We start from the raw sequence: 12,408 nt of genomic DNA, 5'->3' as shown, positions 1-12,408 counted from the left end.
TTGCGTTTAGGCGCTGACGCCCTTGCAGCACAAACTGATTGGCTTGTTCACCTTTCACAGGTTTATACATGATGGTGGGTGCGCCAAACTGGTTGAGCCATGCGTTCATGATTTCCCATGTCCCCAAATGCGGCACAATTGCAAGCATGCCATTTGGGTTTTGTAAGCCTTGCATCAAAACTTGTTGCTGATGCACGGTATGGATTTGTTTGACCGACCACGCAGGTGGCATCGCCCAGCTTTTAGCCGATTCCACCATGTTTTTGCTTTGATTAGCAATACAGGCTCTGGCAAGCTGGTCACGCTGAGTTTCAGTGAGTTCAGGATAGACAAGTCGTAAGTTAGTATCTACCGTTTTCATGATACTTTTGTCACGACGAAGTGAAATAATAAAGCTTGCGATATGTGCCAATAGATACAGCATCCACATTGGCACATATTTAAGAAGAGTAAAGGCATTCATCTAATTAAAGGTGTGACCTTGATTAAGATTGTGGCGCTTTACTGTCTTTTTCGCGTATACGGATACCCAATTCACGCAGTTGTTTGCCATCCACGGGTGCAGGGGCATCAGTCAGCGGACATTCAGCCGTTTTGGTTTTTGGGAAGGCGATGACGTCTCGAATCGATTGTGAGCCTGTCATTAGCATAATTAACCGGTCAAGACCGAATGCCAAACCACCGTGGGGTGGCGCACCGTATTTTAGCGCGTTAAGTAAGAATGAGAATTTCTCTTCGGCTTCGGCTTCAGAAATACCCAATGCTTCAAATACCGCTTTTTGCATATCTAAGGTATTGATGCGCAGTGAACCACCACCGATTTCAGTACCGTTTAATACCATGTCATAAGCGATAGACAGCGCGGTTTCTGGGTTGTTTTTCATCGCTTCAACTGTGCCTTTTGGCTTGGTGAAGGGGTGATGCACCGACGTCCATTTACCGTCATCTGTTTCTTCAAACATCGGGAAATCCACCACCCAAAGCGGCGCCCACTCACAGGTCAGCATATTTAGGTCTAGACCCAATTTGACACGCAGCGCACCCATGGCATCATTGACGACTTTGGCTTTATCCGCGCCAAAGAAGATGATATCACCGGTTTGCGCCTCAGTACGTTTAATCAGCTCGACCAATACTTCATCAGTCATGTTTTTGATAATCGGTGACTGCAGACCTGATTCTTTATCGACACCGTTGTTGATGTTGCTCACATCATTGACTTTGATATAAGCCAGACCTTTTGCGCCATAGATGCCGACAAATTTAGTATATTCGTCAATTTGTTTACGGGTGAGGTCGCTACCCTGTGGCACCCGAAGCGCCACCACACGACCTTTTGGGTCTTGGGCAGGGGCTGAGAATACTTTAAATTCCACAGACTGCATGATATCAGCCACGTCAATTAACTTCATAGGAATACGCAAGTCTGGTTTGTCAGACGCATAGTCACGCATTGCTTCAGCGTAGGTCATACGCGGGAAGGTATCAAATTCAATGTTCATCATGGTTTTGAACAAGTCTTTTGTTAAGCCTTCGGCAATGTTCATGATATCTTCATCACTTAAGAATGAGGTTTCGATATCGATTTGGGTAAATTCTGGCTGGCGGTCAGCACGTAAGTCTTCATCACGAAAACACTTAGCAATTTGATAATAACGGTCAAAACCCGCCACCATGAGCAGCTGTTTAAATAGCTGAGGCGACTGTGGTAGGGCATAAAACTCACCGTTTGACACGCGGCTAGGCACCAAATAATCACGCGCGCCTTCCGGGGTGGCACGGGTCAATATAGGGGTTTCTACATCCAAGAAACCTTGGTCATCTAGGTAACGGCGAATGGTGGAAGTAGCTTTGGCACGAAACTTCATACGCTCTTGCATCTCTGGACGGCGCATGTCTAAAAAGCGATATTTTAGGCGCAGTTCTTCAGAAACGTTGGTGAACTCATCATTGAGGGGGAATGGCGGTGTCTCAGAGGTGGCGATCGTTTCGATGTCTTTGGCCAATAACTCCACTTGACCGCTGGTCATGTTTTTGTTTTCAGTACCGGCATAACGCTGACGCACACGACCGGTAATTTTGAGCACATATTCAGAACGCGCGCTATCTGCGGTAGCGAATGCTTCTGGGGTATCTGGGTCGATGACCACTTGCAGTAGGCCTTCACGGTCACGCATATCCAAGAAAATAACCCCACCGTGGTCACGGCGACGATGCACCCAACCGCAAATAGTGATGGTTTGATCGTTTAAGTTTTCGGTGACAAGCCCGCAATAGTGTGTACGCATCATAATGAAGCAATCCCAATATTTTTCGTAATGTAAGAAGTAGCAAAAATTTTTATAAACGAATATTATGCCTTGTTTACTCAAATTTCACAATATGAAACACGGTTTATCATGCATCTCCACTAGCCATGCCTGTCACAGACATTTCGCGAATATTGTGTGGATAAGCGATTGAAAACAGCAAAATAAACGCTATATAAAACCCATTGTGTGAATTTTTTCCTTAATTAGAGAATTATTATGCTATTTCAAAATGCCAAACATCCGGTTGAAATGAAAGTTACCCATTTAAATAAAGTCAAAGCCCAGCGCAAACAACAATTACAATTGCAAATGGTGAATGATAAAGGGTTAACATCACTCATCAGCCGCGTATTTACAGACTTGACGAAAAAAGAAAATACCAAAAAAAACCCCTCAAAATTTGGTCTGTTTAAAAATAAAGCCGCCAACAAAAATTGTTTTGTGCTGGATTTTCATGGCGATATCAAAGCCACTGAAGTACAGCAACTGCGTGAAGAAATCAGCACGCTACTGACGGTGGCGCAAGCTGAAGATGAAGTCATTGTGCGCCTTGAATCCTCAGGTGGCATGGTACACGCATATGGCCTGGCTGCTGCTCAGTTGGCACGTATAAAAGAAGCAGGGCTACACTTAACGGTCTGTATTGATAAAGTCGCCGCCAGTGGTGGCTATATGATGGCGTGTGTGGCTGATAAAATTTTGGCGGCGCCATTTGCGGTGGTGGGCTCGATTGGTGTGGTGGCACAAGTGCCTAATTTTCATGATTTATTAGAAAAACATGACATCGATGTCGAAGTATTTACCGCAGGTAAATACAAACGCACGGTAACCGTTTTTGGTGAAAATACCGAAGAAGACAAACAAAAATTCCAACAAGAGCTGGAAGAAACGCACAAACTATTTAAAGACTTTGTGCGTAAATACCGTCCAAGTTTGGATGTTGAACAAGTGGCAACCGGTGAGCATTGGTACGGTGAAGATGCGATAACGCGCAATTTGGTCGATGCCCTGCAAACATCGGACAGTTATATTTTAGACAAGATGACAGATAGCGAATTGTATGCCATTCAATCTCGCCAAAAACCAACAATCGCCCAGAAGCTAGGCATCTCACAAGCGGCACAAGCGGTGGTAGCGACAGCGATTGATAAACTACCAGATGCCTTGGCAAAGTTAGAAAGCGCTAAAATGCCGATGGTCAAAAAATAACCGCAAGATAAAACGATAAAAACCTGTGGTGATAAAAACCTGTGACAAAAACCTGTGAGGCTTGGCAGGTTTTTAACTTTTTAATGGCGACACATTTGGGCGTATAACTATGAAACTATTTATGTTAAAAATCGGGGCGCGTCCCCAAGGACGACTCATTGAACAGCATGATGTGATGTTTGTGATTGCAAATAGCCTAAGTGAAACAATTGAGAGTGTCAATCAGCACTGGCCGGCTGTCAAAAACAACTGGCACTTGGACGCATGGCGAGAAGTGAAGCGTGTAGGTGATTATCAAATTTTGTTGTCGAAAGACAGCTTGTCAAAAGATGGATTGTCAAAAGATAACGCGCTTGCAGATAATATATTGGCAGATGATAGAGTAGATAACAAATTAGATAGTAAAGGCAAACAACTTTATTTTGTCAATTTAGGCGGTTATCTGCCGGGTCAATTTGAAGAATTTCATTATAAAACACTTGTGGTAGCCGAGACGCTAGGTAAAGCAACGGCGCAAGTTAAAAAAACGGCATTTTATCAAGACTATACATTTGATAATGTCGATACCGCCAAAAGCGGCGTGGCAACAAGTCATGTTGATGATAAGCATCAACTAGACTTGGATGATATTCACTGTGTGGCTGATTTACTGCCAAATGACGTGGCATTAACCATTCAGCCATTAACCGAGCCTGAAAAAAATCAGCTACCGGACGATGCGCTGCATATTGGTTATTTAAGTCTCAAGCAAATCAAAACCATGATTGACTAACCCGTGACGCGTCTGATGGCGTATTTTGGCGCTGTCAATCATTGCCTTTACTCGGCTTTGCCTTTATAGTAGGCTCATTTTTAACTCGCTTTTTTTAACCCCTTCTTTTTATCTATAAAAGCTTTGTATAACCAATGAAACAAGCCACCGCCCTTGATATCCTTAAAACTGGTAAAAATGTGTTTTTAACAGGCTCAGCAGGGGCGGGCAAGACCTATACCATCAATCAGTATTTGCATTATCTGCGCGCAAGGGATGTGGCGGTCGCAGTGACGGCTAGCACAGGCATTGCTGCCACCCACATGAACGGCATGACCATTCACAGCTGGGCGGGCATCGGCATCAGTAATGAGCTAACCGCCAAAGACATCGCCCGCATCAAAAAGCGCACGGTGGTTGTGGAGCGCATTGAGCGCACCAAAGTATTGGTGATTGATGAAATCTCAATGCTGCATCGACAGCAATTTGAGCTGATTAACCAAGTGCTACAAGCTATCAAAGAAAACACATTGCCGTTTGGTGGTATACAGCTATTGGTTGCCGGGGATTTTTTTCAGTTGCCGCCAATTGGTGAGCCCCATGAGAGCAACCGTGATAAATTTGCCTTTATGGCGCAAGCTTGGCTGGATGCAGACTTTCAAATTTGCTATTTATCCGAGCAGCATCGTCAGAAAACTGACAAAACAGCGGTGGCAGGCAACAGCTATTATGGCTTGGATTTAAATGCGATTTTAAATCAGATTCGTAGCCAGCAGTTTACCCCCCATATCATGCCTGCTTTGACCGCGACGGCTGAGCATGTGCTAGCCGACAACCGTACCCGACTGTTTACCCACAATGTCAACGTGCAAGCCATCAATGAGCAGGAACTTGGTAAACTTAACACAGCGGCGCATACTTTTCGCGCTTGGGGAGAAGGCGATGAAAAGCTGGTCGAGACGCTAAAAAAATCCGTACGCAATACCCCAGAACTGGTGCTCAAACTTGGCGCAAAAGTGATGTTTATCAAAAACAACACCGAGCTTAATGTGTCAAATGGCACCATGGGCAAGGTAGTTGATTTTGTTGCCACCACCCTTAAACAACCAAATAAACAAACAGACGATAGCGCATCAAAAAACAGCCCATCAAACAATCACCCATCTGAGCTGCTCGATGAACAAGCGCTGGCAGCAGACTCAACTGCCTTGCTCGATGCCATCGAACAAGAACAACAAGCCGATATGGCAGACTTGCTGGATGAAGTCAATGGCGGTCAATCACAACAAACTCACCACAAGGATGAGGATGAGGATGATACCGCCGCGACAGACACGGCTGATGACAAATTATCGGAGTTACTTTATCCCTTGGTTGAGCTCAATGACGGCCGCAAAGTCATTGCTGAATATGATTCATGGCGTATTGATGATGAAGAGGGCGAAATACTGGCTGCCTATTATCACATCCCCTTGACGCTGGCGTGGGCGATTACCATTCATAAAAGCCAAGGCATGACGCTAGATGCGGCAGAAGTGGATTTGTCGAAAACTTTTGAAAAAGGGCAGGGCTATGTGGCTTTATCACGGTTAAAGCAGCTATCTGGACTACAATTACTGGGTGTCAATGAATTAAGTTTACAGCTTGATCCCTTAGCGCGCGGCGCTGATCAGCGATTTCAGGCGATCAGTGCAGAGCAAGAATGTGAATTTTTGACGCGCAGTAAAAAACAGCTCAATGACCTTCATCGTGAATTTATCATTCAATGCCGGGGTACGCTTGATAAAGAAAAAATCGCTGCGTATGAAAATCGCGCCAAACAACAGCAAAAACTGATTGAAAAACGTCGTCATGCTGTACAGCAGCTGCAATCTTTGGCAGATGATGCGGCAGGCGTCATCACCCCCACGGTGCTGGAAACCAAAGCCCTGCTGGATGAAAGTTTGACCATTGCAGAAATTGCGCAAGCCCGTAATCTAGCCCAATCAACCGTGATGGGACATATCGAGAAAATTGCTGAGCATTTTCCCCGCGCTAACATAGCGCATCTACGACCTGAGGACAAATGGCTACAGCCGATTGATAAGGCGTATCAAAAAATAGCCAAACGTGATGACAAACGCGATAAAGATAACGATGGCAAAATCAAAATTCGCGCGATTGTCGAAGAGTTAAGAAACGCCTATTCTTATAATGATGTCAAACTTGCCTTGTTGTTTTTAAAACTGCATGGCAATTGAGCACTTGTCTAGTAAGGAATATCCCTGATTGAATGCTTCTACCATCAAACCTTTTAACATTGCTATTAATGGCTTTGGTCGTATTGGGCGCAACGTGCTACGTGCTTATATCGAACGGTTTTGTCAAAATCCTTTACAATTACAGCCGTTAAATATCGTTGCTATCAATGATATTGCTGAGCCAGCAACGCTGTTACATTTACTCAAATATGACAGTACCCATGGTCGATTATCTGCGGTCAGTGATATCCATATTGAATTAAAAACAGTAGATTTGGGTGAAAAACAACAGCATTTTTTGCTATTAAGCCAAGGGGAGTTTCGGCAAAAAATTGCATTGATACAGCAGCCCATTGCCACCAAATTACCTTGGGAAAAACTGGGCATCGACATGGTGCTTGAAAGCACAGGTCATTTTCGTAGCTATGAACAGGCGTCACAGCATATTATCGCGGGCGCCAAACAGGTGATGATTGGGGCTGCCCCGTTTGATCATGTGGATGCCAGTATCGTAGTGGGCGTCAATGACCATGAGCTTAGCCGTGATAAAAAGATTTTATCCAGCGTGTCGTGTACCACCCAAGCGCTCGTGCCTTTACTGTATGTATTGCACCGTGCCTATGGCATCGAATCAGCGATGATGACCGAAATCCATGCGGTGACCGCTGACCAAACCGTGCTTGACCAAGTGCATCGTGATTTGCGCCGTGCACGGGCTTCTGGGCATAACATTATCCCAACCACATCAAGTAGTATCGCTGCGGTCAATCGGGTGATGCCGCATATGGCAGGCAAGGTGAATGGGTATTCAATCCGCGTACCGACCATGGATGTCGCGGCAATTGATGTGACATTTACCTTTGACAAAGCCACGGATGTTACTGCTATCAATCAGCTGTTAAAACATGCCAGTGAACAAGATTTATTGGGTATCATGGATTACAGCGATGAGCCATTGGTCTCCAGTGACTTTATCCATGATGCACATTCATTGGTGATTGATAGCTTACAGACGATGAGTGTGGGGCGGCAGTTTAAAGTGTTTGCTTGGTATGATAATGAATGGGGTTACGCCAATCGCATGCTTGATATTTGCCAAACCTTGGCCAAAATCTAAACCTAAGCTGAGCTATAAAAAGAAAAAAATTATCAATTAAAAAAGGCGAAACCTAGTCAGTCTCGCCTTTTTTATGCCTAACAAAAATTAATGTCTAAAATGACGCATACCGGTGAACACCATCGCAATGCCATGTTCATCGGCTGCAGCGATGGTTTCGTCATCGCGCATGGAGCCACCGGGCTGAATAATCGCCTTAATTCCCACCGCTGCGGCATTATCAATACCATCACGGAACGGGAAGAAGGCATCTGATGCCATTACCGCACCCACAGGCGATAGACCAGCATGTTCAGCTTTAATCGCGGCAATACGTGCTGAGTTGACACGGCTCATTTGACCTGCGCCTACCCCAATGGTACGCCCATCTTTGGCATACACAATCGCGTTGGATTTCACATATTTGGCGACTTGCCAAGTAAATAGTAAATCATCGAATTGTTGCTGAGTCGGCTGTACTTTTGTCACCACTGTTAAATCATCTAAAGTAATTAAGCCCAAATCTTGCGCTTGCACCAATAAACCCCCAGTGACGCGTTTGAAGTCAAACTGGGCTTGGCGCTCACTTGGGTTTGGTAATTCACCGCAGACTAACACGCGCACATTTTTCTTGGCAGATGTGACATCGAGCACACCATCGGCAACGCTTGGGGCGATGATAACTTCAACAAATTGCTGATCCACAATCGCTTTTGCTGTTTTGATATCCAGCTCACGGTTAAAGGCAATGATACCGCCAAACGCAGATTCTGGATCAGTGGCAAAGGCTTTTTGATAAGCATGGGTTAAATCGGCATCCACGGCCACACCACAAGGATTGGCGTGTTTAACAATGACACACGCAGGCATATCAAACGATTTCACGCATTCTAACGCCGCATCGGTATCTGCGATGTTGTTGTAAGATAGTTCTTTACCTTGTAATTGTTTGGCGGTGGCAATACTGGCTTCTTTTTGACCATTTACCTGCGCTTTTTCGACATAAAAAGCGGCTTGTTGATGCGGGTTTTCACCATAGCGTAAGTCTTGCGCTTTGTCCATTTGCACGTTAAAAGTACGCGGGAATTGGTCAGCCGATTCAAAGCTTTGCAGGCGTTTGCCTAAAAAGTTGGCAATCATACCGTCATAATGTGCTGTATGCTCAAATGCTTTTACCGCTAAATCAAATCGGGTGGTATCACTGATACGGCCGTTTACTGTTAGTTCGTCCAAGATTGCTGCATAATCGTTGGGGCTTGTCACAATGCTGACATGGTCATGATTTTTTGCCGCGGCACGCACCATGGTAGGTCCACCAATATCAATGTTTTCGATGGCGTCTTCTTTGGTGACATTCGGGTTGGCAACGGTTTGGGCAAATGGATATAAATTGACAACGACCATGTCAATGCGGTCGATACCATGTTCTTGCATAATGGCATCATCCGTGCCGCGGCGACCTAAAATACCGCCATGAATTTTTGGATGCAGGGTTTTTACCCGACCATCCATCATCTCTGCAAAACCTGTGTATTCTGCGACTTCAGTCACTGCTAAGTCATGTTGTTTGAGTAGTTTGTAGGTGCCGCCCGTGGATAGTAGACGAAAACCGTGGGTGATTAGACCTTTGGCAAAATCCACAATACCCGATTTATCAGAAACAGAGAGCAATGCATAAGCTTGATTCATAATTGACTCGACTCGTTGACAAAAAAACCCTTGGGGCAGAAAAAACAAAAAAGTCAGTTATGACGAACTGACTGATTGGCTTTCATATCCCAACTCTATAAATCCCAAAATATGGCGATATCTTATCATAAAAAAACGGGTATTTTTATCAATTATAATAATTGGTGGGTTTTAAGTTTTTTACGCAATGTACCGCGATTAAGTCCCAAAATCTCTGCGGTTTTGGTTTGATTACCACGGGTGTGTTCAAGGACGACACTGATTAGCGGTTTTTCAAACTGTGACAACATAAGCTCATAAAGCTGGGTCGGTTGTTGTTCTTTTAAGTTATCGAAGTACTCTCGTACCACAAGCTCAATGTGATGAGCTAGGCTTGCGCTGGGAGAAGTTTGCGATGGGGTATGGGTAGTGTAGGGGTTAGATGGGTTATCTGACATATTGGAATACTTGGCGCGATTTTGTAAAGCAACAGAATTGGGCATAACAGATTCTCAAACTAAATTTGATTACAAATTTATTGAATAATTCGTTAGTTAATAGATTAAATAAAACTTAAATATCAAGACGAATAATAAAGTTATTAGTACTTATACTAAAACAATTATGAAAGCGATAGCAAGCTTAAGTTGTTTACAATATGTAAAATTCTGCGATAAATACTAGGTACTGGAGGCTTGTTTTATCACTGTTGGAATGAAGCTAAAAAGAAGCTCAATTGAATGAAGCTAAAAAAATTTAATAAATCAGCTCAATATTAGCGGCTTGAACTTTGGTTTTTGGAAAGTCAATACGCAATTTGACGGGTTTTATTTGATGCGGCATCAAATAGTTGTTACCCGCTTCTAGATAGTCTGTAGGGGTAAGTAGCGTCTGCGCGAGTATGGTGTTGCCACTGCGCAGCGAAACCTTAACACTTGGGTAGACAATATTATTATCCGTGGTATTGGTCAGAGTAAATACCAAGTCAGTCTGCCCCGCTTGTTTTGATGAATGGGCAAGCGCTAGCATCTGCACATCAATAAGACCCGTATCAGCGATAGGCAATTGACAGGCAGGGATTTTATGGCAAATATTTGAGAGCACGGCCGCGTTTGCTTTTGAAGTGATTAGGGTGTCGATGTTAAAAATAATATATTGCGCGGCTAACAAAAAGACTAATAGTAAGCTACCTAATCCCCAAATAATGCTCATATTAAAAATTTTTGCATTCGCCAATTGTTGCGAGGAAACTTGTTGCGACAAGCGTTCATCGATCTTTTGTTGATAGGCTAACAAATCTGCTTGTTGCTCACTACGAGTATCAATCGGAATTTGGTCAAAAATATCCGTGTTAAACATCCCATCCTTGCCTCGCTTGGCGCCGGCTGTGTCGTCTGCTGCTTCGTTGTCATCCGCTTGTGCCATTAAGCTTAGCAGCCAAGCCTGCTCATCGCCTAACGTCTCGTTATCTTGGGCGAGGTCTATCGCTTCAACGGCGTCCTCATCGCCAATCAATACCTTGGGATTGCTATTTTTGGCTATGGGCAGTTGGTCAAAATTGTCTATAATCTCTAAGTCATCTATGGTGCTGTTTGATTTAGCATAGGCTGATTTTGTATGAGATTGTGACAAGGGATAGGGTGAGATGGGTTTAACGGGTTCATCGACAATGAGATTGCCGGCTTCATCAATACCTGACTCATCGTCAAATAAAATCTCCTCAGATTTATCGTCAATGAGCGCCGAGGACGTCTGATTGCTTGGACTTGCTAGCGGATTGTTGTTAGTAATTTTTTGTTGTTCTAGCTGGTCGGCGGCGGAGAAAATGGTTTTGCAATGGGAACAACGAACGTACCCATTTTTAACGGCTAACTGTTCATCATTGATTTTAAATGCATGCTGGCAGTTTGGGCATTTAGCATTGTACAAATTCATCGCAACATCACTTCCCTTTTAGCATTTTTAGTTTGCGTCTTTGATTGTTAATAATGTCGTGTGTTAAATCATTTAATGACGAATAAAAAATAAAGTCAACAAATTTCCTAGAGTTTATGTTCACTAGGTTGCTAGCTATGTTACTAGCTATGTCGTTAGGCTGTTACTAGGCTTTGACGGGGAAAAGAAAACCTTACCGCCTTGTAAGGCTTTTTATACGAATTGCGACTTGTTCTACACGCGGCGAAAACCCGAGAGGCGATGCCAATGTTTATCTTCCTGCGCGCTAAAGGTAAATTCGCCCTCCATCTCAAAATAAGGCTGATAGGCAGCTTTTACATCTTCCACTTGGTTTTCAATCAGACCGGCCAACACAATGCTACCTTGAGATTTCAATAATGTCGCAAAATAAGGGGCAAGGCTCATTAGTGGTTTGGCTAAAATATTTGCGGTTATCAAGTCCACGGGCAAAATAGCCTGCTCTTTACAATAGTCACTAAATTGCTCAGGTAAAAATGCCTGAAGCTGATCGGCTACCTTGTTGCGCTCGGCATTTTGATGGGTGGCTAATACCGCTTGGGGGTCAATATCGACCGCGTACACCTGTTTTGCGCCTAGCAAAAGCGCCGCAATGCCCAAAATACCTGAGCCGCACCCATAGTCAATCACCACTTTATCTTGCAGGGGCTGTTCTGTCAGCCAATCAATACAAAGACGGGTGGTTGCATGGTAACCTGTGCCAAATGCCAAGCCTGGATCCATGATGATGTTAATCGCATTGGGGTTAGGGGGTGACATCCATTTGGGCACAATCCAAAGTCCATTGGCACATTCAATGGGATGGTAATTCTTCATCCACTCACGTTCCCAATCTTTGTCATCCACTCGGCTGGTCCACACGCGCGTCGCCACCACATCATTGGCGATATCTTGACTCAAAGTTTCCAAATTACAATCGCCATCAAATAGCCCAGTCACAATCACATCATCCCACAATGGCGATTCACCTGGCAAAGGTTCAAATAGCGGTTGGTCACCCGCATCATCTAAACTGATACTGAGCGCATCGGCTTCTAGCATCAAGGTTTCCGCCAGTTCGGCTTGCGATTTTTCGCATTGAATATGTAATTGCTGCCAAGGCATAAACAGTCCTTAAAAATAACAAATAAAATAATGAAACAATAAAAGGCGAGCGCG

Annotated in this window: 10 protein-coding genes; 4 read left to right on the top strand and 6 right to left on the bottom strand. The window is 44.2% G+C overall.

The window, feature by feature from the left end; genetic code table 11:
- Together RT143_RS06195 and aspS are read right to left on the bottom strand one after the other, a co-directional pair.
- Positions 1-463, bottom strand: a 463-nt coding sequence (locus RT143_RS06195) for a lysophospholipid acyltransferase family protein (protein WP_409519693.1), incomplete at its 3' end; no start/stop codon positions are given.
- 22 nt (positions 464-485) lie between these two features.
- On the bottom strand, positions 486-2,291 hold the full coding sequence (gene aspS, locus RT143_RS06190) for an aspartate--tRNA ligase (RefSeq protein WP_313091874.1): 1,806 nt from the start codon (positions 2,289-2,291) through the stop codon (positions 486-488).
- A 237-nt stretch (positions 2,292-2,528) separates the two neighbouring features.
- Between aspS and sohB the strand changes: the two genes are divergently transcribed.
- The 4 genes from sohB to RT143_RS06170 all read left to right on the top strand — a co-directional run bounded on the left by sohB (position 2,529) and on the right by RT143_RS06170 (position 7,629).
- A complete protein-coding gene (gene sohB / locus RT143_RS06185) occupies positions 2,529-3,521 on the top strand; it encodes a protease SohB (protein ID WP_313091872.1) in 993 nt (330 codons plus the stop codon).
- Between the two features lie 121 nt (positions 3,522-3,642).
- The gene (locus RT143_RS06180; protein WP_313091870.1) at positions 3,643-4,293 is read left to right on the top strand and encodes a DUF1543 domain-containing protein; all 651 of its coding nucleotides are present in this window, start codon (positions 3,643-3,645) and stop codon (positions 4,291-4,293) included.
- Positions 4,294-4,427: 134 nt separating this feature from the next.
- Complete coding sequence (locus RT143_RS06175; protein ID WP_313091868.1) at positions 4,428-6,512, top strand: AAA family ATPase; 2,085 nt, start codon at positions 4,428-4,430, stop codon at positions 6,510-6,512.
- Between the two features lie 28 nt (positions 6,513-6,540).
- On the top strand, positions 6,541-7,629 hold the full coding sequence (locus RT143_RS06170) for a type I glyceraldehyde-3-phosphate dehydrogenase (protein ID WP_313091866.1): 1,089 nt from the start codon (positions 6,541-6,543) through the stop codon (positions 7,627-7,629).
- Positions 7,630-7,716: 87 nt separating this feature from the next.
- Here the strand turns inward: RT143_RS06170 and purH are convergent, their stop codons facing one another.
- From purH to prmA, 4 genes are all read right to left on the bottom strand, one after another.
- Positions 7,717-9,297, bottom strand: coding sequence for a bifunctional phosphoribosylaminoimidazolecarboxamide formyltransferase/IMP cyclohydrolase (purH, locus tag RT143_RS06165; RefSeq protein WP_313091864.1), 1,581 nt, complete (start codon positions 9,295-9,297; stop codon positions 7,717-7,719).
- A 152-nt stretch (positions 9,298-9,449) separates the two neighbouring features.
- Entirely contained in the window at positions 9,450-9,779 is a 330-nt protein-coding gene (locus RT143_RS06160) for a helix-turn-helix domain-containing protein (RefSeq protein ID WP_409034774.1), read from the bottom strand.
- Positions 9,780-10,032: 253 nt separating this feature from the next.
- Positions 10,033-11,211 (bottom strand): DUF3426 domain-containing protein, encoded by a 1,179-nt coding sequence (locus tag RT143_RS06155; protein ID WP_313091862.1) that lies wholly within the window; start codon positions 11,209-11,211, stop codon positions 10,033-10,035.
- A 234-nt stretch (positions 11,212-11,445) separates the two neighbouring features.
- Entirely contained in the window at positions 11,446-12,354 is a 909-nt protein-coding gene (gene prmA, locus RT143_RS06150) for a 50S ribosomal protein L11 methyltransferase (RefSeq protein WP_313091861.1), read from the bottom strand.
- Between the last annotated feature and the right edge of the window lie 54 nt (positions 12,355-12,408).

Origin of the sequence: Moraxella sp. CTOTU48268 (genome assembly GCF_032069585.1) — a bacterium.
GTDB lineage: Bacteria > Pseudomonadota > Gammaproteobacteria > Pseudomonadales > Moraxellaceae > Faucicola > Faucicola cinerea.
Note: the sequence above shows the minus strand (reverse complement) of the source record. Positions and strands in the feature narration are given on the sequence as shown.